At 32.8% G+C, this 26,418-nt stretch carries 19 protein-coding genes and 2 rRNA genes; 13 read left to right on the forward strand and 8 right to left on the reverse strand.

Annotated elements, in window-relative coordinates; translation table 11 throughout:
- From VLC96_RS15835 to VLC96_RS15845, 3 genes are all read left to right on the forward strand, one after another.
- Positions 1 to 131: ribosomal RNA gene (locus VLC96_RS15835) — 23S ribosomal RNA — on the forward strand; the annotation flags it as partial.
- Positions 132 to 307: 176 nt separating this feature from the next.
- A 5S ribosomal RNA gene (gene rrf / locus VLC96_RS15840) occupies positions 308 to 417 on the forward strand.
- 223 nt (positions 418 to 640) lie between these two features.
- Positions 641 to 1,042, forward strand: a complete 402-nt coding sequence (locus tag VLC96_RS15845) for a T9SS type A sorting domain-containing protein (protein WP_325264470.1) — start codon at positions 641 to 643, stop codon at positions 1,040 to 1,042.
- Between the two features lie 294 nt (positions 1,043 to 1,336).
- Here VLC96_RS15845 and VLC96_RS15850 read toward each other — a convergent pair whose 3' ends face one another.
- The 5 genes from VLC96_RS15850 to VLC96_RS15870 all read right to left on the reverse strand — a co-directional run bounded on the left by VLC96_RS15850 (position 1,337) and on the right by VLC96_RS15870 (position 7,003).
- The gene (locus tag VLC96_RS15850; RefSeq protein ID WP_325264472.1) at positions 1,337 to 2,281 is read right to left on the reverse strand and encodes an MASE1 domain-containing protein; all 945 of its coding nucleotides are present in this window, start codon (positions 2,279 to 2,281) and stop codon (positions 1,337 to 1,339) included.
- Positions 2,282 to 2,459: 178 nt separating this feature from the next.
- A complete protein-coding gene (locus VLC96_RS15855; protein ID WP_325264474.1) occupies positions 2,460 to 3,269 on the reverse strand; it encodes a hypothetical protein in 810 nt (269 codons plus the stop codon).
- Between the two features lie 278 nt (positions 3,270 to 3,547).
- The gene (htpG, locus tag VLC96_RS15860; protein WP_325264476.1) at positions 3,548 to 5,431 is read right to left on the reverse strand and encodes a molecular chaperone HtpG; all 1,884 of its coding nucleotides are present in this window, start codon (positions 5,429 to 5,431) and stop codon (positions 3,548 to 3,550) included.
- Positions 5,432 to 5,555: 124 nt separating this feature from the next.
- Positions 5,556 to 6,389, reverse strand: a complete 834-nt coding sequence (locus VLC96_RS15865) for a ThuA domain-containing protein (RefSeq protein WP_325264478.1) — start codon at positions 6,387 to 6,389, stop codon at positions 5,556 to 5,558.
- A 197-nt stretch (positions 6,390 to 6,586) separates the two neighbouring features.
- Positions 6,587 to 7,003: an ester cyclase gene (locus VLC96_RS15870; protein ID WP_325264480.1), complete on the reverse strand. Its 417-nt coding sequence runs from the start codon at positions 7,001 to 7,003 to the stop codon at positions 6,587 to 6,589.
- 322 nt (positions 7,004 to 7,325) lie between these two features.
- Between VLC96_RS15870 and VLC96_RS15875 the strand changes: the two genes are divergently transcribed.
- From VLC96_RS15875 to VLC96_RS15890, 4 genes are all read left to right on the forward strand, one after another.
- The gene (locus tag VLC96_RS15875; protein ID WP_325264482.1) at positions 7,326 to 7,835 is read left to right on the forward strand and encodes a lipocalin family protein; all 510 of its coding nucleotides are present in this window, start codon (positions 7,326 to 7,328) and stop codon (positions 7,833 to 7,835) included.
- Between the two features lie 22 nt (positions 7,836 to 7,857).
- Positions 7,858 to 8,541: a YiaD family glycine zipper/OmpA-like lipoprotein gene (locus VLC96_RS15880; RefSeq protein ID WP_325264484.1), complete on the forward strand. Its 684-nt coding sequence runs from the start codon at positions 7,858 to 7,860 to the stop codon at positions 8,539 to 8,541.
- A 135-nt stretch (positions 8,542 to 8,676) separates the two neighbouring features.
- Positions 8,677 to 9,621 (forward strand): ABC transporter ATP-binding protein, encoded by a 945-nt coding sequence (locus VLC96_RS15885; RefSeq protein ID WP_325264485.1) that lies wholly within the window; start codon positions 8,677 to 8,679, stop codon positions 9,619 to 9,621.
- Between the two features lie 85 nt (positions 9,622 to 9,706).
- Positions 9,707 to 10,714, forward strand: coding sequence for a 3-oxoacyl-ACP synthase III family protein (locus tag VLC96_RS15890; protein WP_325264487.1), 1,008 nt, complete (start codon positions 9,707 to 9,709; stop codon positions 10,712 to 10,714).
- 213 nt (positions 10,715 to 10,927) lie between these two features.
- On the opposite strand, the gene VLC96_RS15895 is transcribed toward VLC96_RS15890, so the two are convergent.
- Positions 10,928 to 15,187 carry an FIDD domain-containing protein gene (locus VLC96_RS15895; protein WP_325264489.1) on the reverse strand — a complete coding sequence of 1,420 codons (4,260 nt, stop codon included), beginning with the start codon at positions 15,185 to 15,187 and terminating at the stop codon, positions 10,928 to 10,930.
- A gap of 242 nt (positions 15,188 to 15,429) precedes the next feature.
- On the opposite strand from VLC96_RS15895, the gene argS reads away from it, so the two are divergent.
- Positions 15,430 to 17,208, forward strand: a complete 1,779-nt coding sequence (argS, locus tag VLC96_RS15900) for an arginine--tRNA ligase (RefSeq protein ID WP_325264491.1) — start codon at positions 15,430 to 15,432, stop codon at positions 17,206 to 17,208.
- 89 nt (positions 17,209 to 17,297) lie between these two features.
- On the opposite strand, the gene VLC96_RS15905 is transcribed toward argS, so the two are convergent.
- Both VLC96_RS15905 and VLC96_RS15910 read right to left on the reverse strand, forming a co-directional pair.
- Positions 17,298 to 18,236 carry an aldo/keto reductase gene (locus tag VLC96_RS15905; protein WP_325264493.1) on the reverse strand — a complete coding sequence of 313 codons (939 nt, stop codon included), beginning with the start codon at positions 18,234 to 18,236 and terminating at the stop codon, positions 17,298 to 17,300.
- A 117-nt stretch (positions 18,237 to 18,353) separates the two neighbouring features.
- A complete protein-coding gene (locus VLC96_RS15910) occupies positions 18,354 to 18,698 on the reverse strand; it encodes a DUF6686 family protein (RefSeq protein ID WP_325264495.1) in 345 nt (114 codons plus the stop codon).
- Between the two features lie 435 nt (positions 18,699 to 19,133).
- Between VLC96_RS15910 and VLC96_RS15915 the strand changes: the two genes are divergently transcribed.
- From VLC96_RS15915 to VLC96_RS15935, 5 genes are all read left to right on the forward strand, one after another.
- A complete protein-coding gene (locus tag VLC96_RS15915; protein ID WP_325264496.1) occupies positions 19,134 to 20,618 on the forward strand; it encodes an SGNH/GDSL hydrolase family protein in 1,485 nt (494 codons plus the stop codon).
- A gap of 82 nt (positions 20,619 to 20,700) precedes the next feature.
- Positions 20,701 to 22,029 (forward strand): GDSL-type esterase/lipase family protein, encoded by a 1,329-nt coding sequence (locus tag VLC96_RS15920; RefSeq protein ID WP_325264497.1) that lies wholly within the window; start codon positions 20,701 to 20,703, stop codon positions 22,027 to 22,029.
- Between the two features lies 1 nt (position 22,030).
- Positions 22,031 to 23,716 (forward strand): MBOAT family O-acyltransferase, encoded by a 1,686-nt coding sequence (locus tag VLC96_RS15925; RefSeq protein WP_325264499.1) that lies wholly within the window; start codon positions 22,031 to 22,033, stop codon positions 23,714 to 23,716.
- A 190-nt stretch (positions 23,717 to 23,906) separates the two neighbouring features.
- Positions 23,907 to 25,256: a signal recognition particle protein gene (gene ffh / locus VLC96_RS15930; protein WP_325264501.1), complete on the forward strand. Its 1,350-nt coding sequence runs from the start codon at positions 23,907 to 23,909 to the stop codon at positions 25,254 to 25,256.
- Between the two features lie 146 nt (positions 25,257 to 25,402).
- Entirely contained in the window at positions 25,403 to 26,284 is an 882-nt protein-coding gene (locus VLC96_RS15935) for a bifunctional 5,10-methylenetetrahydrofolate dehydrogenase/5,10-methenyltetrahydrofolate cyclohydrolase (RefSeq protein ID WP_325264502.1), read from the forward strand.
- The last annotated feature ends 134 nt before the right edge of the window (positions 26,285 to 26,418 follow it).

Below are 26,418 nucleotides of genomic sequence, written 5' to 3' on the forward strand. Positions count from 1 at the left end.
ATAAGCGCGAAACCCACCACAAGATGAGATTTCTTTTAAGGGTCGTGGAAGATGACCACGTTGATAGGCTATAGATGTAAAGGCAGTAATGTCATAGTCGAGTAGTACTAATAACCCGTAAGCTTATGTACACCCTTTTCCTCCCGAGCAATCGGGAGGAAGAAACTTTCTAAAATACTTTTTATGTTCTTTATCTCAATATGTTAAAATATTTACAGCGTAGCTGTATTGAAAGTTTGAAGTTTAAAGTTTAAGGTTGTTCAACAACTTTAAACAAAATTAAACCTTAAACCCTCAAGCAAAACCTTAAGGTGGTTATTGCGGCGGGGCTCACCTCTTCCCATCCCGAACAGAGTAGTTAAGCCCGCCTGCGCAGATGGTACTGCAGTTATGTGGGAGAGTATGTCGCTGCCTTTCTTTTTTAAAAACCCTTCATCAGACTGATGAAGGGTTTTTTGTTTTACAAAAAACCCAGACTATTTATTTTACCTGAAATAGTTGCCAGATTCTCTTTAATGGTGGTATATCGTTTTCGTGAGGTTAAAATAGCAACTATATTAGAAAATACTGTTGTGTTTGAATTGTAATTATGGTGCTAATTTAGCAGTGAAAATAATTACTAATTCAAAAGAAGAGTATCATGAAAACGATTTTAAAATTCAGTTCAGTAATATTGGTGGCGTTATTTAGTTTTAATACCTATGCGATTAATGGTGATTTCTTGCTTAATGTGAGAAATGGGGAAGGCAGAGAAATTAGTTTTTCGATAAATGAGATTCAAAAGGCTACTGTGAAAATCTATGACAAATCGCATAATGTGATCTATGATGAAACGATAACAGGCAAAGGCGGTGTTATAAGAACCTACAGCCTTGAAGATTTTCCTGAAGGGGTTTACTTTTTGGAAGTGGAAACAAGCCTGAAAAAAGTAACCCATGAGATTGTAGTCGCCGATAAAATCACTTTATCGAGAAAGGCAGTAGCTGAAGTGTACAAAGGCGATTTGAAAATTAAAAATCAAAATGTGGCCACGGTTAATTAATTGTTTTTTTTGGTTAGAAAACAACTTGTATGGTAACAGCTCTTTAGGGGGCTGTTTTTTTGTTTTTGGGTATGTCTAGGTATACTTTGTTTTTTTAACTGTGAGAAGTTGTAGAATGAAGGAATTTGAATTAAAATGACAAGATAGTAAAACTAACTTAAGAATGTTTTTGAAACGTGAAACTGCATGAGGGATGGGAATGGCATCCTTTTATTTTGCTTCTTTAGCAAAATAAAAGATATAATGGACAGCCCGACCCAGAGGGACATGCCCAAATTATTATTGGAATGAGTTTTATTTTGAAACTTGTTGTTTTTGATGTAAATAATCAGAATAGTAACCTGAAAGGATTAATGCAATTACTGTAGCGGAACCGAAAAAAGGATTAATATTTATCAATGAATCATTTGAATCTACAACTACGAATGAGCCATAACCTAAATAACCATAAATTGATGATAAAAGAGCAAACATTGAAGCTAATATTGATACCCCTCTAATTCTAAAACGGAATGTAGCCCAAAGTAATATCAGAATAAATAAATATTGATCATTTGGATGGTCATAAGCAATTAAAACACAGACCAAAACTGTTGCTAAACCTAGTGAAATAGCTTCAAATAGGGACGTTGCTATAATTTTGATGTGATGGCGATAGAACCATGATAATAAAAATGGTGCAATAAGTATTGTGCCAATTAAGTCACCTTTCCAAAGTGTAGTCCAGTTGGAAATAAAATGATTTGGTGTACTTAATTCCCAAAATGAAATTGCAGCAACACATAGTAATGAACAAATTCCACAATATAATACACTTATTCCTAAAAAAGTTATTACGGAAAATCCAGATTTTAATGGATAATCGCCTTTGTTTATTAAGTTAATTAAGTAAGAGCTAATGGCAACCCCAATTACTACGCCTGTTGCTACTGATAGAGAGGCGAGTATCGTTTCGAGTAATGTTTTATCTAGCATTTTGCAGACATCCCAAAATGAAAACATATTTGCAACAAAAGAGCCTGCCCAAACTCCTAATAATGCTTTGCGTCCAATAATTAATACAGCCGCAAGCGCAAAACCAACATCTGGGAAAATTGGTGAAAGATTATCAGGTGAAACGGTTATTCTAAAGCTCAAAAAGGCAAGTACATTGAAAACAAATGCAACCAAAATTATTCTAAAAAGTGATGATTTTAAAAAAAAAGGAGTATGGTAATCGTTTATATCTAACTTGTACATAATGAGCTGTTTTGGTTGGTTTTTTTTTAAAAAAGATGAATGTAGCAAATTTAGTATTTAAATTTTAATTGTTATTTTTTTTGAAATTTAATTTTACATAAAGATATGCTCGCACTCTTCCTAAAAACAACAAAGAGACTTGCTTTTGGTTAGTCTCTTTGTTGTTTTTTGAAAGCGTTTATAATGTAAAAGGAAATATCATTCCGTTTTGAGTATAAGTTGCATTATTGTCACATTCATTATTTCCGTAGTCGATTATGCCATTTAGAACATTGCTCTCTATTTTTAGTTTTCCTTTTGAAATATAATTACAATTGTATTTTTTAATTAATGGTTCTTGAACTGTCAAAATTATTTTGCCATTATTTTGTTTAGAAATGCTATGGATACCTTCTGTCATTTCATAAATATTGTCGTCCAATGGAATTGTTGATACTCCCGAAGTTTGTTTTACTGTGTAGGTTCCTGAATTTAAATATACCTCATTCTTAGTATTAGTAAATATTCCATTGGTTACTGTTCTTGTCCATTGTGGTGTTGTTGGACTAGTCGTTATGTTTTTGTATTCAATACTTCCTTCTACTTTATTACCATTTACATAATAATTTATTCTTTCGATTGTCATTATGCTCCCGGTTTCGGTAATGTAGTTTGATAAAGTGATTTTTAGTTTACCTTTTCTCGTAATGCCGTTAACTGTACAATCAGTTCCAAAATCAACATATAATGTTTTAGGGAAACTTGTGGATATTGGATCCATTGTCACAACAGCACATGAACTTGACATAGTTTTACTTGTTTGTTTGGCTGTTAATTTTTCAATGGATACTTGATTTGCGGTTTCAACGTCCAATTCGTTAACCAAATCTATTGAGGCTGAAGCGATAATTGGGCTGTTATCTGTTGCGGCTAATGATTCTTCTTTGGTACATGAAACAAATGATAAAGTAAGGACGAAAGTGGTTAATAGCAAAGAAATCTTCTTCATAATTTTTTAATTTTTTGGTTAAGTTTTTTTAAATTAAGGCGATCAAATATATTATTTATAACTAAATCTCGATTAATACAAATGTTAAATGTTTAAATAAAGTTTACTTAACGTTGGAATTTAATAATGAAGTTTTTTTAATTGATTTTAAATAAAACAATTAGGTTTAAATAAAATATTAAATGAAGAATTTCTTTTTAGCATAAATAAAAAACCCTGCAAAGTGATACTTGCAGGGCCATTATAACAATGCTAAATTTTTTAGCTGTATTTAGGATTTATTTGATCAATTCAAAACTTCTTTTTACGAAAGCAGTTAATGCTTCACCTTTTAATAAGTTTTGAGATAATTTAGCTAAATCCAATGCTTGTTTTACTAAGTTCTCTTGAGCACCTTTGTCAGTATTATTTAAAATACTTGAAGCTAATTCAGAATTCGTATTTACAACCAAATTATACATTTCTGGCATGTTGCCCATTCCGAACATTCCGCCGCCAGTTTGACTCATTTCTTTCATTCTACGCATAAATTCAGGCTGTGTGATAATGAAAGGAGCAGCTTCACTGTCTAAAGCTTCTAACTGAACGGTGTATGTTTGTTTAGGAACAATAGTTTCAAGAACTGTTTTTAAGCTTGCTTTTTCTTCATCGGATAATTTAGAAATCGCCGTGTCTTCTTTTTTGATTAAGTTGTCAATGTGGTCAGAATCGACACGAACGAAATGAAGATCTTTGTTGTCACCTTCGATTTTTTGAATTAAATGTGAGATAATTGGTGAGTCTAATAATAAAACTTCGTATCCTTTGTCTTTTGCAATTTCAATATACGAATGTTGGGCCTCTTTGTTTCCAGCATATAGAACAACTAGTTTTCCGTCTTTATCAGTTTGTTTCTCTTTGATTTTCTCTTTTAATTCGTCTAAAGTGAAATACGTGTTATCAACTGTTGGGTATAATACAAACGCTCCAGCTTTTTCGTAGAATTTATCCTCAGAAAGCATTCCGTACTCTAGAACGATTTTGATGTCATTCCATTTTGATTCGAAATCAGCTCTGTTTTCGTTGAATAAAGATTTTAATTTATCAGCTACTTTACGAGTGATGTAGTTTGAAATTTTCTTAACTGCGCCGTCCGCCTGAAGGCCCGAACGAGAAACGTTCAAAGGAATATCTGGAGAATCAACAACACCACGAAGCATCATCAAGAATTCCGGAACAATTCCTTCTACATTATCTGTTACGAATACCTGATTTTGGTACAATTGAATTTTGTCTTTCTGAATTTGCAAATCAGCTCCCAATTTTGGGAAATACAAAATACCAGTTAAATTAAATGGATAATCAACATTTAAGTGAATATGAAACAATGGCTCTTCGAATTGCATTGGATACATTTCACGGTAGAAGTTTTTATAATCCTCATCAGTTAAATCTGACGGCTGTTTTGTCCAAGCCGGATTAGGATTGTTTACTATATTATCAACCTCTATAGTTTCTGGTTTGTAATCTTCTGGAGCATCTTCAGGTTTTGGAAGTGTTTCTTTCTTAGTTCCAAATTTAATTGGAATAGGCATGAACTTATTGTACTTAGTCAATAAGCTAGAGATTTTAAATTCTTCTAAAAATTCTAAAGAATCTTCAGCGATATGTAAAATGATTTCAGTTCCTCTAGTGGTTTTGTCAGCTGGTTCTAATGTGAATTCCGGGCTTCCATCACAAGTCCAGTGCGCTGCTGGTTCATCTTTATACGATTTAGTAATGATTTCTACTTTTTCAGCAACCATAAAAGCTGAATAGAAACCTAATCCAAAGTGACCAATAATACCTGAATCTTTGGCAGAATCTTTGTATTTATCTAAAAATTCTTCGGCACCAGAAAAAGCAACTTGATTGATATATTTCTCCACTTCGTCAGCGGTCATACCTATACCTTGGTCAATAATATGGATTTTTTTGCCTTCTTTATCAATTTTAACTTCAATAATTGGATTACCATATTCAACATTCGCTTCTCCAATACTGGTTAGATGTTTTAATTTTAAAGTTGCATCGGTTCCATTAGAAATTAATTCACGCAAGAAAATTTCGTGATCACTGTAAAGGAATTTCTTGATTAAGGGAAAGATGTTTTCAACCGAAACATTAATTTTACCTGTTGTCATATTTTTAAATTATTAATGGTTTTACAATCGAAAAATATAGCTTTCAAATAGAATACCAATTAGTACAGAGGTGACAAATTGTCGTAGGTAATAGAGTTGAGATCGATTGATGTGCTGTAATACCTCATTTTTTAGAATTCCCCAACCAAAGCAAACCATTCAAAATTAATTGACTTTCAGTTTTATTTTCAAAAGTGTATGACAATGTTTTATTGGTTTTGTTTTCATAATCAATATCATTATGCCCCATATTTATATACAGCATTTTGTAGTTTTTGTTAGTCCAAACCACTGGGTAATAGCCACTGTGCCAGATTTCATTTTGTTTTGGTCCAGTTCCGAGAGGGAAACTGGATTCATCAATTGCTACTAATATTTCGATATTTGGATTTTTGGTAAGATCATTACTCCATCTGTACCATTCATTTGGAGAGGATTTAAAAGTTTTCGGGATATTCTTAGTTACTGGATGTTGGTTTTCGATCCTTAAAATTGCCGATGTTGGTCTCCAAGTGTTGCTTCCATATTCGCCAGAACCTAAAAAAGTATTATGATACCAATCCCAGTTTTGGGGATAACCAGAATCATTTAAAGCAAAAGCTGAAAAATGAAAACCCATAAAACCGCCACCTTTTTTCATATAATTTTCAAAAGCTTCTCTTTGGGCTGTAGTTTCCGGTCTGGTATCCAAAAACATCACAATTTGATATTTAGCCAAAAATTTTGCATTAAGATTATCCCAGTTGCTTGTAGAATCATATGCGAAGTGGTTTTCCTGAGCCATTTTTGGAAACCATTTATTAGCTTCATGGACAAAACTAATATGAGCCTGATCATTTTTGGCGGTATAAAAAGCAATTACTTTAAATTTCGGAATGTCTTTTTTAGATTGTGAAAGTCCTGTAAAATAAGCCACAATAAATAGAAGTACTATGCTTTTTCTAAAAATAGAATTCATTTTTTTATTTTTTGAGTGCAAATGATGTTTTCGCACTTTTTATCCATTTCAAAGATAACATTATTCTTTTTTATGTTTTATACCAAACAGCCAATTCAATATTTAAAAAGGGATTAGCTTTCTAAAATTGAATTGGCTCGTTACTTTACAATAATTAATACTAAATGATAGATGTTCTGTATATTGAGATTGTAGATTTATTTATTGTTTTTTAAATCATTTATAATTGTCTGTAGAGTATTTATTCCCCAATGCTCAAAATATTTCCCATTTTTTACTCTTACGATGTCAATTACGTCAATTTTAACTTGTCTTCCGGTTGGTTCAATTCCCATTAGAGAACCTTGATGAGTACCAAAGATTGATTTTCTAGTCGTTACCTTGTCTCCTTCTGCAATTTGATCATAAATTTCGACCTTCAAATCAGGAAATGCTGGTTTTAAAATGTTGTGAAATGTATTCCACATTCCATTTTTATCATTGGCATTTTCTGGAGCTGTTCTATTGACAAATTCGGTATCTATTAATTCGTTAAATGAATCTAGATTACATTGTTCAATCACTTCTTTGTTGAAACGTTTAACTATTTCTTTGTTTGCTTCTAAATTATTCATTGTTATAAATATTTAATTGATTTATCTTAATAGCTTTTATCAAATTAATTAATGTAGGGGAATGATTTAAAAAGTAAAGGTATAAATAATATAATTCTTTATAAATACTTAGCTATACAATAATCAAATGTTAAATTTGATAAACGCGATTTCGAAAATTTATTGCAATTTAAAATGCAGATAATCTATAGTATAACCTTCAAATATTACATCTTAACCACATAATTTTCGGCTGTCGTAGGGAAATTATATAAAGAAAAAAATAAATTTGAATAAAATACATACGTATCTTTGCATTTACACTAACATAAAAAGAAAAAAAATGAGAAAACTGTTATTGATATGTACTATTGCCATTATGGCGGTTGCTTGTAAATCGGGATCTACAGTGCCAACAACTCCAGAACCAGTTTCCAATGCTCCAATGACTAAATTGGATAAGACTTCACAAGTTGGAATAAAAGGAGATTGGCAAATTGTAAATGTAAGTTATCCGGGTTCTGAATTCATTAAAGTAAATTCTTTTAATCTTGCGGATTCAAAATGTTTTATTGGAAGTACTTGGCATTTTGTTTCAAACAATAATAAAGGAAATATGACTTTGAATAGTCCAAATTGTACAGCTTTTACTTCAGCAATTACCTGGTATATTAATAAAGAAGGTCAGTTTGTTCTAAAAATATTAGACGAAGGATTGAAATCCAAAAATGTAAAAACAGGTTTTGTACTCGGAGTTAGAAATCAATCAGAAACTTCATTTGAGTTGGTTGATAAAATAAATGTTGGAAATAAACCGACAGATGTTGTTTACCAATTTAAAAAAGTTAACTAATTAATATATTATATATCAAAAGATGAAAAAAATAACGATTTTAGGATTAAGTGCTTTAATGATGTTGAGTATGCTTTTTACAGGATGCGAAGCTACTAAAAACGCAAATAATGCTCAAAAAGGAGCAGGAATAGGGGTTGTTGCAGGAGGTGTTCTTGGAGCAATTATTGGAAATAATACTAAATTAGGAACTGCGGCTGGAGCTGCAATTGGAGCTGCTGTTGGTGGTGGAACTGGAGCTGTGATTGGTCACAGTATGGACAAGCAAGCTCGCGAAATAGATCAGGCTTTGCCAGGTGCAGATGTAGAAAGAGTTGGTGAAGGAATTCACTTAACATTAAACGAAAATGCTGTACGTTTTGATTTGAACAAAGCAACTTTGACTGCTCAAGCAAAAGCTAATTTGGATAAACTTGTTCCAGTATTTAATTCTTATGCTGATACAAATATTGATATTTTCGGATATACAGATTCTACTGGTAAAGCTGATTACAATTTAACTCTTTCAAAAAACAGAGCTGAATCAGTAAAAACTTATTTAGTTTCTAAAGGATTGGCAGCAAGCCGTTTTAAAACTACTGGTTTTGGTGTTGCTGACCCAATTGCATCTAATGATACTAAAGAAGGTCAAAGTCAAAATCGTCGCGTTGAATTTGCAATTACTGCAAATGACAAAATGATTCAAGACGCACAAAAGAAACAATAGAGTTTAAAGACTCAATATATTTTAAAAAACTGCTTTGTTTTGAAGCAGTTTTTTTTTGGATATAAATGAAATTATAAACATATTTTTTTGTGTAAAGGACTTATCTTTGTTTTTTTAAAATTTTAAAGTTGTAGAATGCTTCAAGTTCAAAATATTTCATTCGGGTATACCGAAAAAATAATTATTCAAAATGTAGATTTTACAGTTGCCAAAGGGCAAAATATAGCTATTCTCGGAGAAAGTGGCTGTGGAAAAAGTACGCTTTTGAAACTGATTTATGGTATGTATGACTTAAATCAAGGGCGGATTATTTATAATGAAACAGAGATTCGAGGCCCAAAATACAATTTGATTCCGGGAATGCCATTTATGAAATATTTGGCACAGGATTTTGATCTGATGCCTTATGAAACTGTGGCAGAAAATGTTGGTAAGTTTCTTTCTAATGGATTTTTACCATTAAAAAAACTACGTGTTCAAGAATTATTGGAGATGGTCGAAATGACTGAATTTGCCAATGTGAAAGCAAAATTCCTTAGTGGAGGACAACAACAACGTGTGGCTTTGGCTAGAGTTTTGGCATTAGAACCTGAGGTTTTGTTATTGGACGAACCTTTCAGCCACATTGATAATTTTAGAAAAAATGCACTCCGAAGAAATCTTTTTGCTTATTTAAAGAAAAAAGGAATAACATGTTTTATTGCTACTCACGATAGTACCGATGCGCTTTCTTTTTCAGACGAAACTATTGTTTTATATCAAGGAAGAATTATGGAGAAAGGACCATCAGCAGATGTTTATAATTATCCATTAAATAAATATGTGGCTTCTCTTTTTGGAGAAGTGAATGAACTAAAATTGTCCCAATTAATGCCAATCGAAGGTGAGGACGAAATTATTTTGCTATATCCACATCAATTAAAAGTTGATCCAAATGGTTCGATTAAAGTAGTGGTAAAAGAATCTTTCTTCAAAGGAAGTCGTTTTTTAATAAAAGCTGTTTTTGACCGAAGAGTTATTTTCTTTGAGCACGAAACCGCTTTGGCATTCAATCAAGAAGTAATATTAAGAATTATATAATTATGTTGCTAAGCTTTTAGTTTGCTAAATAAACCCCCGCTAGTATTTAGAAGTTAACAACTCAGAAACTCAAAAAAATAAAAATATGTACCATTCAAAAATAACTGGATTGGGATATTATGTCCCTGATAATGTAGTGACAAATGATGATTTGTCTAAAATCATTGATACTAATGATGAGTGGATTCAGGAACGAACAGGAATTCAGGAAAGAAGACACATCATTCGTGGTGAAGATACCACAACTTCGATGGGGGTTAAAGCAGCTGAGATTGCAATCAAACGTTCGGGTATTGCAAAAGAAGATATTGACTTTGTTGTATTTGCAACTTTAAGTCCGGACTATTATTTTCCAGGTCCAGGAGTTTTGGTCCAGCGTGATTTAGGTTTAAAAACTGTTGGGGCATTAGATGTGAGAAATCAATGTTCGGGATTTGTATATGCTCTTTCAGTTGCTGATCAATATATTAAAACTGGAATGTACAAGAATATTTTGGTGATTGGTTCAGAAGTGCAATCTACAGGATTGGACATGACAACTCGTGGCCGTAATGTTTCGGTAATTTTTGGAGATGGAGCAGGAGCAGCTGTTTTGAGCAGAGAAGAAGATTTGACCAAAGGAATTCTTTCGACTCATTTGCATTCTGAAGGACAATATGCTGAAGAGTTAATTGTGCATGCACCTGGAATGGGAGCACGTTGGGTAACTGATATTATTGCCGAAAAAGATCCAGATGATATTAGTTATTTCCCATATATGAATGGACAATTTGTGTTTAAAAATGCAGTAGTTCGTTTTGCTGAAGTAATCAATGAAGGATTAGAAGCTAATAATTTAGATGTTTCAGATATTGATATGTTGATTCCTCATCAGGCCAATTTGAGAATTTCTCAGTTCATCCAAAATAAATTCAAGCTTTCAGACGATCAGGTATATAACAATATTCAGAAATACGGAAATACAACAGCAGCTTCTATTCCGATTGCTTTGACAGAAGCTTGGGAGGAAGGAAAAATAAAATCTGGTGATACTGTTGTTTTAGCTGCTTTTGGTAGTGGATTTACTTGGGCAAGTGCTATTATTAAATGGTAGTATTTTTTTAGAATAAACGTTTTTCAATATATAAAAAACCCCAGAGTTGGCATTCTCTGGGGTTTCTGCTTATTAAAACTAATTCAAAATATTCATTATTTTTTTTCAAGTTGATTAAACCATATACTGTTGTTTTTTGATTGATGATTGTTTAATTAATAAGACTCAATTTTTTTCACTTTGTAACATTTTAAAGTGTTAATTTTTAAAAAATTATCGCTTTAACGAAAAATGAGATTTGAAAACTTTTGAAGTGCCTTTTTCAGCGTAATTTACTGTAAACCAATAATCACTGGAAGGCATTTGTTGGCCATTATACATTCCGTTCCAGCCCTCTGAATCTGGAGTTATTTGTTTGAGAAGTTTTCCATATCGGTCAAAAATAAATATGGGAGCATCGGGATTTGTTGGAATTAAATGAGGAATATTCCAGGTTTCATTAAAGCCGTCGCCATTTGGTGTGAAAAATTTAGGATAATTTATGATCACAGCAGTGAGCGGAGCTGGATTACAATGTCCGTCTTTGTCTCGAACAATAACGGTATGTTCACCGGGAATGACATTATAAAAAGTGTTGCTATCCTGAAACGGCAATTCATCCAATTGGTACTCGTAGTTTCCAGAGCCAACTCCTAAAACATTTGCAGTAATATAGAATGGACTTTCAAAAGCATCACTGTAGCTGAGTTCGAGATATGGTGCGTATTTAGAAACTTTGGCAGCAGGAGTGCTAACACACAAAGTAGTTAAATTAGTTATTTTTACTGTATAATCACCAATTTGATTTGTTGTAATGGATGATGTATTTCCTCCATAAGGATTTCCTTCAAATGTCCATTCAAAGGAATAGTTGGAAACCGATAATCCAGTATCCATAGTCACCGAATTTAACAAAGTACCAGTTTTGTAATCTTCACAAAGAAAATATTCAGGTTTTAATTGATGATTTGGCAATGGATTAATAATCAATTTTAATTCAACAACATCAAAACAGGCAGTTGTAATTAGGTTATTAGCAACTCTAATCCAAATACTGTCTGTAAACGGATTGTCGTTTTGAAAAGTTGCCGGATTGGTTATTGGAGATGCATTAATATCATTGGCAGCAGCCAAAGAACTATAAAATGTTAAGGTAAAATCAGTATCTGGAGATTGACCATTTAAGACTTGATTTCTAATTGCTAAAGTGGTTAAATCAAACTCGGCAATTCCATCATTCGAACCAATGTTGTCACAGACTACTAGAGGATTTACAGGATTAGCAACTGGTTTGGGACGAATAATAAGACTAAATGGATTTTCATCACTACAGTTTAACCGATCGCCAGTTTCATAATAAATATAGTAGGTAGGTTTAACTGTTGTGGGGGTTACAACTGTTCCAAATGGGATTATATTTCCTCCACCCAAAGGACCTCCGGGCGCATCATAATAAAAGTTTTTGGCAGAAGGCAATGGAGGAAAAGTAAAACTATCACAATAAGATAATTGTGTCGGAATTGGATCAGCTTCGACGCCATTTATAGTAATATTAAAGGAATTCTGCGAATAACACGTTTGATCATTTGGATGAACTGCATAAATATAGATGGTATTATTACTAGTAATCACCGTTCCTGCCGCTAGAGGATTTACCCCATTGGGATCATCAAAATATTTTCCATTTGCTAGCGGTGTTAAAACATAAGAATTGCATTGATCTACACTTGCCCGGGAATCTATTATTGGTTTTTGGTTAATGGTAATTTGCCAAGGTTGTTCATTATAACAGCCCGCAGTAGTAGAAGATGCTTTGTAAATATATATAGTTTTGGTCGTGGTTATAATATCGACATTAGGAATTAATTTTATATTTCCAGCTGTTGATGGTCCTCCAGACTTGGTGTAATATTCTCCTCCATCAACTTGTGTTGGCAACAAAAAACTAGTACAAGCTGAAACAGGAGTTGGAGGCGTTAGAAACGGTCCGTTTACTGTAATTGTAAAAAAATCATCGTTTATACAACCTGCATTTGAAATATAGGTATAAACAGTAGTGGTTTTTGTAATGAGTCCTGGCTGAATTACATTTCCGCCGCCATTCGGAGCATCGCGATATTCTCCAACTGGTGCGGGTTTAAGGTCGTATGACAAACATTCATTTATATCTGGTAAACCTAATGCACTTATATAAACCGTAAAAATGGTATCTGGAGTTCTACAGTCATTGTTAGTTGCAAAAACATGAAGGGTTGTCGTTGTTGTAATAGGAGAAACCGCTGGAGTATAAACACCTGTTACTGCATTATAAGTGTAATAGTTTCCTACCGCTAATGGAGGCAGCGTATATGAAGTACAGTCGAAAACATTCGCAATTGGATCAATTATTGGGGTTTTATTGATAGTCGTGTTAAACTGACTTTCAAGAATGCAAGGATTGGCAACATCTGTTGAGGAAAAATAAGTAAAAATAGTCGTTATAGCAGGATTTGTAATTAATGAACCTCCAGAAAGTTCAACTCCGCCACCATTTGGGCCTCCAGGCAACGTGAAATAGCGAATGCCATAAAGCGATACCGGTAATCTAAAACTATCACAGGCAACAACGTCATGTGGTTTTAAATCTTCGGGTTTAATAATTTTGACAAAAAAACTGCTTTCAAAAGAACAATTAGGAGTTCCTCCGGTTTCGGTATAGATATAAATGTTTTTGTCTGTTGTAATTGCGTCACCAGCATTGAGTATTGGTAATCCTTTATTTGGACCCGAATAGTAATTGCCAGGATTTATTAATGCTGGCAAGATATATTTTTCGCAAACATATTGATTTGGAGTATCATCAACTGTTGGTCTTGTAATAACAACTAAATCAAAACTAGTTGTACTAAAACAAGTTGGAGCTGTAATAGTTTGAACTCTGGCAAAAAGTGTTGTATTTGTAGTTGTATAAAGTTTGGAAGTATCTATCGGATTGGTTGCTGCATTCGCATCTGTTATATTCGTGTAATAAGAAACTTTATAGACGCTCGGAGATTGTCCGCCTAAAATTGTTGTTGTTAAAGATTTTAAATCGAAAATTCCAGAATTGGAGCCAGGAACAGTTTCGCACAAGCGTACGATTCCTGGACTTGTAGCAACAGGAGGTGGTGTTGTTCCTAATTGAAAATTTTTGGTGATAAAACAATTGGTCGAAGTATTTTGTATTCTCATCCAAATTGTAATGGGAAGACTTGTTGCTGCAATCGTATAATTAATCGGAAGTGAATTGGTGTTAGCTTCTGCATCTGCTAATGTTGGATGATAGCTTATTTGAGATCTTGGTATGGACACAATCGAAGTATTGAGAGATAAATCAAATGTGTAATTTGCTTCTCCCATGTTGCACTGATATAAATTCACAGGATTTGGAGTGGAAATTGCATTATAATATTCAATTTTTATAAAATCAGTTGTAACCGTACAATTCGTTGACATAATCTTGTAGGTAAGGCCATAGGTGCCTGCTTTATTTACAACTAAATCAGGAGTATTTCCACCAATCGGGTTTCCATTAAATGTCCAAGCAAAAGAATAGATCGCAGGATTTAAGCCTGAACTTAGGGTATAGTTTTCGTTATTACAAATTGCCGAGTTGTTAGCTAGAGTCAAGTCAGGTCCCAAAACATCTTGTCCAACATTGAAACTATTTGCGCCTAGAAATATAGCCGAATCTGCTTTGTTATCCTGTCTGTCAGCAATTACAAGTTTGATGTGATAAGGATTATTTGGAATTAATGTAGTCGATAATGCACTCATAGGAACTGTTTGTCCATTAAAATTTGTAGCTGAAAGTGCAGCTTCGGAACCACCATTGAACTTTCCAAAATAAGCTGGATTTTCAGAAGAACAGGATGAATTATACAATGAATTTCGAATCGTAACTACTGAAATAGGTGTTGTAGTATTGGGAACAACAGCAAGATTTGTGGTTTCATTAGTTAATTTATTAGTTAGCAAAAAAGCGAAAGCATCCGAAAATTGACACTGAAAATTACCATACTCTTCCGAAGCAAATACAAATTTAAAGTCAAAATTGGATGAAAAAGGAACGAAATCAAATTCCAAAACCGTGGCATTGGTAGAATTCATTGTGATTCCAGCTGCCAAAAGTGTAGCTTCCAAATCGCTATCGCCGGTCCAGTCAACATTTCCGTCATCGAGTTGGCTATTATTAGGCCCAGGAGCATTGTGTACTTCACCAGTACTCAAAATGACACCACTTGTTAGTGGAAAATTAGGATTTGTATTCTCAAAATAACCAATTCCGTTGGATGAATCAAAACCATTTGTGTTTCCAGTTCTCCACGTAATATTATTTACAGGAATACAATCTTTGTCTACCAAGACATCAGTAACCAATTCCGGAACTGTATAAGTACTAGTGCTTACAGTAATAGATTGCGAATAACATTCTACTCCAAAGAATAAAATTATCAAGAGTAAGCTTTTTTTCATGACGAAAATAGTATACCAATAAAAACTAATTGATAAAACTTGACATTCAAACACTAATACAAATCAATAGTAGAATTGTATTTTCATTATGTCATAAAATAATTTAAAGAAGTGGGGCTAAATTATTTTAATTGGATCCAGAAATAATACATTAGTAGAAGGCCGTATTATTTCATATAAATATACGAACAATTTTCTTGCGAAATTGCTATATTTGCACACTTTAAAAATTACAAGTACACATGTCATTATCCAGTATTCTTACGCCATCTATAGAAAAAGCTATTCAAACTTTGTTTGATGTTACGATTGATAAAATTGAGTTTCAAGCAACCCGAAAAGAGTTTGAAGGCGATATCACAATGGTGATTTTTCCACTATTGAAAGTGATCAAAAGCAACCCAGTAGAATTAGGAAATAAAATTGGTAATTACTTGGTTGAAAATGTTTCGGAAGTGGCACGTTTTAACGTAGTTTCAGGATTTTTGAACATTGTTATTGCTGATGAATATTATTTGAATTTCTTCAATGAAATCAGAAATGTTGACAAATTTGGATTCGTTACGCCTTCCGCAAATGATAAAGCGGTTATGGTAGAATATTCTTCGCCAAACACCAATAAACCTTTGCACTTAGGTCACGTTCGTAATAATCTATTAGGGTATTCAGTTGCTGAAATTTTGAAAGCCTCTGGTAAAAAAGTGTATAAAACACAAATCATCAACGACAGAGGAATCCATATTTGTAAGTCAATGTTGGCTTGGCAGAAATTTGGAAATGGCGAAACTCCAGAAAGCACTGGTTTAAAAGGAGATAAATTAGTTGGAAATTATTATGTAGCTTTTGATAAAGCATACAAAGAAGAAATCAATCAATTAATCTCGGAAGGAAAAACAGAAGAAGAAGCAAAAAAATCAGCTCCAATTATTCTTGAAGCACAACAAATGCTTTTGGATTGGGAAAATGGAAATCCAGAAGTAATCGCTCTTTGGAAAATGATGAACCAATGGGTTTATGATGGTTTTGCCACAACTTATAAAAATCTTGGAGTAAATTTTGACAGCTTCTATTACGAAAGCAATACGTATTTGTTAGGAAAAGATGTTGTTCAGGTAGGATTGGATAAAGGAATTTTTGAAAAAGATCCTGATGGTTCTGTTTGGATAGATTTGACTGATGAAGGTTTGGATCGTAAAATTGTATTGCGTTCTGATGGAACTGCGGTTTACATGACACAAGATATTGGAACTGCTATTCAACGTGTAAAAGATATGCCAGACGTTGGCGGAATGGTTTATACCGTAGGAAATGAGCAGGATTATCACTTCAAAGTGTTGTTTTTAATCTTGAAAAAATTAGGATTTGATTGGGCTTCTAATCTATTCCATTTGTCTTATGGAATGGTAGATTTACCTTCTGGAAAAATGAAAAGCCGTGAAGGAACTGTTGTTGATGCTGATGATTTAATGCAGGAAATGACTGGAACTGCTCAACAAATTGCTGAAGATTTAGGGAAATTAGATTCTTATTCGGCAGAGGAAAAAGCAAAATTATACAATACAATTGGTCTTGGAGCGCTTAAATACTATATTTTAAAAGTCGATCCGAAAAAACGTATCCTTTTCAACCCAGAGGAATCTGTTGATTTTGCTGGAAACACGGGACCTTTTATTCAATATACTTATGCCAGAATTCAATCAATTTTAAGAAAAGCAGATTTCGATTTGAATGCTGTATCGAGCCTAGTTGAGATGCATGAAAAAGAAAAGGAATTAATAAAGCAATTGGAATTATTCCCTGAAGTGATTCAGAATGCTGCTAATAATCATAGCCCGGCTTTAATTGCAAACTATACTTATGATTTGGTTCGTGAGTACAATTCATTTTATCAAGCCGTTTCAATATTGGGAGAAACCGATTTGAACAAAAAAATATTCAGAGTACAACTATCTAAAAAAGTGGCCGATGTGATTGCTGATGCCTTTAGTTTATTAGGAATAAATGTTCCAGAGAGAATGTAGTCACATTTATCAAAACTTAAAAACAAAAAATCCGAACAATAACGTTCGGATTTTTTGTTTGTCTAGCAATCAATTGTTTTCTTATTGAGCTATGTCCATTCGAGAAATTGCGTTTTGTTTAAGTCCAATTTAGAGATAGCTCTCATATCTTCTTTAGTAAGTTCAAAGTCAAAAATTTCTAAGTTTTCAATCATGTGTTCTTTTTTGGAAGTCCTTGGAATGGCGATAATGCCTCTTTGATACAGCCATCTCAAACTAACCTGAGCATTCGTTTTATTATATTTTTTACCAATTAGTGATAGGTTTTTATCAACAAAAAGAGAATTACGACCTTCGGCAAACGGAGCCCAAGCTTCCATTTGAATGCCGTATTTATTCAATGATTCTTGTGCTTTTTCTTCTTGAAAAAATGCATGTGTCTCAATTTGATTTATAGCGGGTTTAATTTTGCTGTTTGCTATCAAATCATCCAATTGATGATTGTCAAAATTACTCACGCCAATTGCTTTTATTTTTCCTTCATTATACAATTCTTCCATTGCTTTCCATGAACCTTTTACATCACCACGCGGGCGATGAATAAGATAAAGGTCTAAATAGTCTAGACCTAATTTATTCAATGTGGTATAAAAAGCTGCCTTGGCTTTTTCGTAACCCATGTCGTCAACCCAAAGTTTTGAAGTTACAAAAAGTTCTTCCCTTTTTATTCCGCTTTTTTTGATTCCATTTCCAACAGCTTCTTCGTTTGAATAAATAAATGCGGTATCAATAAGACGATATCCCAGCGAGATAGCTTCGGCAACACATTTTTCACCCAAAGCATCTCTAAGATCCATAGTGCCAAATCCTAAAATCGGCATTTTTACCCCATTATTTAGAGTAACCTTTTTGATAGTTTTCTTTAAAGGAGGAAAAGCAAAGAGATCCAAACCTCCAAAACCTATAAAAGCAGTTGCAGTGGCAAACTTAAAAGTGTTTTTTATAAACTTTCTGCGTTCCCATAAAGAATTTTTGTCTAATTTTTCCATGATTCAAATTTAGAATATTAAAAATAAGAAGATTTATTAAGTTATCATTGCAAAATCAGCGATAAAAAAAATCCGAGCTATAAAGTTCGAATCTTGGAAATACTTTTTATGAATAAATCAATTTGAAATTATCTGATAATTAATTTCGACAGGTTTCAAAATCTTATATTGACTGATACAATCGATCAAAAAACGCAATTCTTCCAATTCCTTTCTGTTCAATAAAATAATAAAGTTAGATTGCAAAGTTGGTATCGGAATCTTCTTTTCGTAAATAGAATGTTCGTATTCGCTTTCCCAATAATCAGCATCAATTTGTTCCAAATAATTGGAAAAACTTGTCATTTCGATACTACTTAAATCAAATGTCAAATTGTTAAACAGCAATTGATACATATCTCTGTGTTGGCAATATAACAAAATGCCGTTCGAAGTTCTGTTTAATACTTTTAGCTTACACATAAGTCTACAATTTTATTGGCGATAGGATTTTGTTATTCATTTACAAATATATTAAATTTATTTAGAATGAATAAAAATAATTGTATATTTGCATTAATATTGATGACGTAAAGATTTTAGTTTTTAAAAAGTGGTTAGTTAGTTTTTTTGAAAAGAAGACTGTCAAACGGACAGTCTTTTTTTATTTCTGTTTTTTAAAATTAATACAAAATCTAAGAAATAAATTTTTAAATGAAAAAGAAATTGTGCTCAAATTCAAAGAGTTTTGGTTATATAAAAGCCGAATTAGACTAATCTCATTTTGTTTTAGTTTATTATTAAAATCCATTTGAAATAAACATTTAGTTGCTATCTTTGCAAGAGTTTTTTTCTAAGGAATTAACAAGAATTTTAATTAATTTGTGGCTATTTCATTCTCCAAAATATAATTGATAAGTGAATACAAAACCTTATTTTTTTCAGTCTTTTGCTATCGTTGCATTGGCTTTCGTAGTTTTTACCGGTTTCAAACAAATTCTTCCTGACAAAATATTTTCAGACAGTAAATTAGATTCCAAAAATGTACTGATAGACAGCATGCTTATTGAGTCGGTTGCTGATGATTCTTTGGATGTAAAAGAAGATAGTATTGCCGAAAGTGAGCGTCAGCAAGGACAGGCAAAAATAACTTTTGATGCTACAGAAGGTATTGAATTTCCAGCCGAAACATTTGATGAATACAAAGGAAGCCAGTATTTGATTCCTTTCTATGAAAAATTATACCAACTCGAAAAAAATCCACAAGCCAAAGTTAGAATCGCTTATTACGGAGATTCTATGACTGATGGTGATTTAATTGTGCAGGATGTTCGTAAAAATTATCAGGAGCGTTTTGGTGGAAATGGAGTTGGTTTTGTTTCGATAACTTCAGAATCTGCGGCGTCGAGAGGTTCTGTGAAATCAGTATATTCTAAAAATTGGAAAATGCAGTCGTATTTAAATGTAAAACGACCAGCAAGTCCATTTGGAGTCAACGGACACGTATTTTTTGCAAATGATAATACAAATGCGACTTGGGTACAATATGAAGCGGGAACTAATAAATATTCGACAACATTAGATAATCCAGTGTTATTTTACGGTAAATCATCTAAAAAAGGAAAAGTCAATTTTATTATTGGAAAAGATACTGTACAAAAAAATCTTAATCCACATAATTTAGTCAACACTTTAAAAGTAAGTTCTGGAAGCTTAAAATCGTTTAAAGCAAATTTTGTTCAGGCAGATTCAATTCCGATTTACGGTTTTAATTTTGATAATGGAAGCGGAGTTCATGTCGATAACTTCTCACAAAGAGGAAATTCCGGGCTTCCAATTTCAATTTTTGATACCAATGTCATGCAGGCTTTTAATAATAGTTTGCAATATGATCTTGTGATTTTGCACTATGGAACCAATGTGTTGAATTACGGAAATAGAAATTATTCCTGGTATGAAAAAGGAATGACAAAAGTGGTTAAGAAAATAAAAGAATCTTTTCCGGGAGTTTCGGTTTTGATTATTTCGACAGCCGATAAGTCAACCAAATATGATTTGGAAATGAAGTCTGATTCTGCGGTGGTTCCTTTGATGAAATCTCAAAAAAAATATGCATTGAAAACTGAATCTGGTTTTGTCAATTTATACACTTTAATGGGTGGCGACGGCTCTATGATAAAATGGGTTGATGAGGTTCCGGCAAAAGCCAATAAAGATTACACACATTTCAATCAACGTGGGGCAAAAGTTATTGGTAAATTGATATATGACCAATTAAATCAAGGGTATGAAGAATATAAAATCCTTCGCCAAAAAAGGGATGCTGAAAGGAATAAACCCAAAACGGTCAAAAAAATAAACTCAGATTCCGTCTCTGTAAAAAACGATAGCTTAAATGAATAAACTAATTATTTTCTTTTGTTGTCTTTTTTTCTCGACGAATAATAAGACTCCAAAAACAGACTCAATTACAAGAACAAAAAGTATGATTCATAACGGCGATACAGCTACGACAGTATCTTTTTCAGAAGATCAAATTTATAATGCAAAAGCGTTAGGAAGCTTTTTTCAGAAATTACAAAATAATGAAAGCCAAAATAATCGCAGGATAAATATTGTACATATTGGAGATTCACATATTCAAAGTGATTTAATGACCAATGAAATCAGAAAAAAACTCCAACTGAAATTCGGTAATGCAGGACGCGGTTTTATATTTCCATATCAATTGGCAAAGACAAATGGTTCGTATAATGAACGTTTTCGTTCCAATAGAACCTGGGAAAGCTACCGAAATATTTATCCCTTTAGAAATAATCCCGTTGGTTTAAGCGGAATCGCACTTTGGAGAGACAACGGAGGTTTTGTTGTTGAATTGAATGTAAAAGATCCGGCTTATAAATTCAATTCTATTCGTGTCATTACGCCACAAAATCAGGATATGTTTGATTTGGCAACTTCGTCTAAAACGAATGTAATACAAACAACAGAACGAAAAATAATTACGCATAAAATTAAAAAAGGCGAAGCGCTTTCAACAATTGCCGACAAGTATAATGTTTCGGTTTTGGAAATAAAACGACAAAATCGCCTTAAGTCTAATTCAATTCGCGCAGGAAGAACATTAAAAATTGCAACAAACGAAACAAGACCTAAAACGGTTTCTGTTTCTGAATTTGTTTCTTTAGAAGTCAAGTCTGATTCAAATTCTCATTACTATAATTCGGAGAAAGCATTAGATCGAATTTTCCTAATTCCGAATAAAACGGCTTCCAATTTTGAACTTAACGGACTTGTTTTAGAGAAAGATACTGCTGGTTTAATTTACAGTAGTATTGGAGTAAACGGAGCTAAGTTTTCGGATTATAATAAATATCCTTTGTTTTTTGAACAATTAAAAGCATTACATCCAGATGTTTTGGTTTTTTCTTTAGGAACAAATGAAAGCTATGAAAAGTTAGAATCCGACCATTATATTAAAGAATTAAGGTCGTTTATAGCAAATATAAAAGCACAAAAAATTGATGTTCCTATACTTGTCATGACACCACCACCATCGCTTCTTAGGAAAAAGCCCAATACTTACATTCACGATTATGCAAGACAAATACTGGCAATAGCCGAAAAAGATGATTTTGCAGTTTGGGATTTGTACGAGGAATTCGGCGGCATGGAAGGAATTAGGAAGTTAAGAGTTCAAGGATTAATTGGGCCAGATTGGGTTCATTATTCTAAAAAAGGATACGAAAAACAAGGGAAATTGTTCTCAGAGGCACTTTTAAAAGCATACGATAATTTTAAATCAAAAAAATAAGTTGATAACAGTTGATAGCATTAATGATTGGATCGTTCAAAATTTTGGTGCACTTACAATAGAACAAGTTAAAAGTTGGTTTGTTTATAATCCAGACGAAAAATTATTATTTAATACAGGTTTATTTTTAGGGTTATTTCTGGTTTTTTATTTTGTGTATGGCTTTTTACACAAAACATTTTATTTGAGATTGTCCTACGTTATTCTTTTCTCGCTTTTCTTTTATTATAAGTCAAGTGGTATTTACTTTTTGTTATTATTGCTTTCATCCATTGTAGATTATGGCTTGAGCCAAATTATTTATAAAGAAAAGAAAGACAGTATCAAGAAATTATATCTTGTTATAAGTGTGATTTTGAATTTGGGTTTACTCGGATATTTCAAATACATGAACTTTTTGATTGTTACTTATAATGATATGTTTCATGGCAATTTCAAACTTCATGATGTTTTTCTTCCAGTTGGAATTTCTTTTTATACTTTTCAGTCGATGAGTTATATTATTGAGATTTACCGTGAAGAAATAAAGCCGACAAAAAACTACATCGAATATTTATTTTTCGTTTCATTTTTTCCGCAGTTAGTTGCTGGACCAATTGTACGTGCCAAAGATTTTCTGCCACAGATTTATCAAAAATTACACCTTACCAAACAAGACGTGAATAACGCTTTGTTTCTAATTATTGGTGGTTTAATTAAGAAAACAGTAATCTCAAATTATATTTCAGTAAACTTTGTTGATCGTGTTTTTGATACACCAATGAACTACACATCATTTGAAAATTTAATGGCTTCTTATGGATATGCCATTCAAATTTACTGTGATTTTTCAGGATATTCGGATATGGCAATTGGTATTGCTCTATTGTTAGGATTCAAATTGCCTGCCAACTTTAGAACACCTTATAAATCAACTTCAATAACTGATTTTTGGAGAAGATGGCATATTTCACTTTCGACTTGGTTAAAAGATTTTCTGTACATTTCGATTGGAGGGAATAGAGAAGGTTCTTTCGCAGGATTTTTATTCCCGAGTTTGTTCTTCTTTGGTTTATTGCTTTGGGGAATCATAAATTATACCGTAAGCTTGATTCCATTGATTATTGCTGGTATAAGTATCGTTCTTTTTTGTTTGTCATTTTTATTGTCAAGCAAAAGAAAGCAAACTTTGGTAACTAATTTTAATTTGTTTACCACGATGCTTTTAGGCGGATTGTGGCATGGAGCGGGAGCGCAATTTATTGTTTGGGGAGCGCTTCATGGATTGGCTTTGGCAGTGCATAAATTATTTTCAGAATTTTTTCCTTCGAAAAAAGAAGGTAATACGCCAAATTACTTATGGAAGTTTGTTTCGGTAGTAATTACATTTCATTTTGTAGTTTTTTGTTGGATCTTTTTCCGTGCCCGAGATTTCGAAACAGCCTTACAAGTCATCAATAATATTGGACAACTGACATTTGAACCAGAAAACTGGAAAATAATTGTAATGGGGTACAAAAATGTATTTTTATTAATGCTTTTCGGTTACGTTTGGCACTTCTTGCCAGAGGTATTTACCAATGGACTGAAATCAGTTTTTGATAAAACACCATTAGTAGTTAAAGCAATGATTTTGGGCTTTGTGTACTGGATTGTTTATGCCACAGCCGTTTCGGGTTCTCAACCATTTATTTATTTTCAATTCTAAATTTTTTTAAAATAAAACATATAAGAAATATAAGGACATATAAGATTAAATTGCTCTATTATTTCGAGACTTATATGACTTATATTTTTTTTAAAAAAATTTAAAAAGCCTTAAATCTCTCTTTGAAAAAGAATTGCCTAAAATATCTAATTAGATTATATTTGCGCCTTAATTAAAGAGAAAAACAATTATGTTCGATAATTTAAGCGATAAATTAGACAAAGCCTTTCATATATTAAAAGGACACGGAAAAATCACAGAAGTAAATGTTGCCGAAACTTTGAAAGAAGTACGTCGTGCTTTACTTGATGCCGACGTCAATTTTAAAATTGCTAAAGATTTTACAACCAAAGTAAAAGAAAAAGCAATTGGTCAAGATGTATTAACTACATTGCAACCAGGACAATTATTGGTAAAGCTTGTTAAAGATGAGCTTACTGAATTGATGGGTGGAGATGTTGCTGGAGTTAATCTTTCTGGAAATCCATCAATCATTTTAATGTCAGGATTGCAAGGTTCAGGAAAGACAACTTTCTCTGGTAAACTGGCTAATTTTCTTCAAACTAAAAAGAATAAAAAACCACTTTTGGTGGCTTGTGATATTTATCGTCCAGCGGCAATTCAACAATTATATGTTGTTGGAGATTCAATAGGAGTTGAGGTTTATTCAGAACCAGAAAATAAAAATCCTGTTGAGATTGCACAAAATGCAATCAAACACGCAAAAGCAAACGGATTTAACGTTGTGATTGTCGATACAGCAGGTCGTCTTGCTGTTGATAAAGAAATGATGGACGAAATTGCTAAAGTCCATAAGGCCATTCAGCCACAAGAAACCTTGTTTGTTGTGGATGCCATGACTGGTCAGGATGCAGTGAATACTGCAAAAGCTTTCAACGATATCTTGAATTTTGACGGAGTTATTTTAACCAAATTAGATGGTGATACTCGTGGTGGAGCTGCCATTTCTATTAAATCGGTTGTAAACAAGCCAATTAAATTTGTTGGTACTGGTGAGAAAATGGATGCGATTGATGTTTTCTATCCAAATCGTATGGCTGAACGTATCCTTGGAATGGGAGACGTTGTGTCTTTGGTAGAAAGAGCACAAGAGCAATACGATGAAGAAGAAGCTCGTAAAATCCAAAAGAAAATTGCTAAAAATGAATTTGGTTTTGATGATTTCTTATCACAAATTCAGCAAGTTAAAAAAATGGGTAATATGAAAGACTTGGTTGGAATGATACCAGGAGCTTCAAAAGCGATGAAAGATATCGAAATCGAAGACGATGCCTTCAAACATATCGAAGCTATTATTCACTCAATGACTCCAATCGAAAGAAGCAAGCCTGCAATTATCGATGCAAAAAGAAAAATCAGAATTGCAAAAGGTTCAGGAACTAAAGTAGAGCAGGTCAATCAATTGATGAAGCAGTTCGACCAAATGAGCAAAATGATGAAGATGATGCAAGGCCCAGGCGGAAAAAACTTAATGAAAATGATGGGCGGCATGAAAGGCGGAATGCCAGGAATGAGATAAATAATAATAAAAAAATAGTTAAGGTTTAATGTTTCAAACTGATTGAAACTTTAGACCTTAATTTTTTAAATTAAAAAGATAATAATATATAATTTGAGTTTCATCTTTAAATCTGAAACATTTAACCCCCTTTATAAATTAAAAAAATGCAAATTTTAGACGGAAAAAAAACATCAGAAGATATTAAAAACGAGATTGCTGCTGTAGTTCAAAAATTAAAATCAGACGGGCAAAAAGTACCTCATTTGGCTGCAGTTATTGTTGGTAACAATGGCGCAAGTTTAACGTATGTAGGAAGCAAAGTGAAATCTTGTCAACAAATCGGTTTTGAATCCACTTTAGTAGCTTTGCCAGAAACCATTTCTGAGGACGAATTATTGGCAAAAATTAAAGAATTAAACGAAGATGATAATTTAGATGGATACATTGTTCAATTGCCTTTGCCAAAACATATCGACGAACAAAAAATCCTTATGGCTATTGATCCAGATAAAGATGTAGATGGTTTCCATCCAGCAAATTTTGGAAAAATGGCTTTGGATATGGAAACATTTTTGCCAGCCACACCATTTGGGATAATGGAATTGTTAGAGCGTTATAAAGTAGAAACCGCAGGAAAACACACCGTAGTTATTGGTCGTAGCCATATTGTAGGAAGACCAATGAGTATTTTGATGAGCCGCAAAGGAAATCCAGGAGATTCAACGGTGACATTAACTCATAGCCGTACTAAGAATTTAGCAGAATTTACAAAAAATGCCGATATCATTATTACTGCCTTAGGTGTTCCTGAATTTTTAAAAGCCGATATGGTAAAAGATGGAGTAGTTGTAATTGACGTGGGTATTACTCGTGTTGACGATTCTTCTAATCCAAAAGGTTACAAAATTACTGGAGATGTTGACTTTGATGGTGTAAGTAAAAAAGCGTCATTTATAACTCCAGTTCCAGGGGGAGTAGGGCCAATGACGATAGCAATGTTATTAAAAAACACACTTTTAGCAAGAGAAATTAGAAGCAGAAAATAATTTTCTACTATGTTTTTATATGAAACCCAAGATGAAAGTCTTGGGTTTTTTGTTGGTTAATGTTTTCTGGATGTTTTTTTTAGTTTTTTAAAGAATATGGCATTGTTGTTTATTAATGCTTTTTATCATAGACT

This window comes from Flavobacterium sp., assembly GCF_035456085.1.
In the GTDB taxonomy this organism is placed as follows: domain Bacteria; phylum Bacteroidota; class Bacteroidia; order Flavobacteriales; family Flavobacteriaceae; genus Flavobacterium.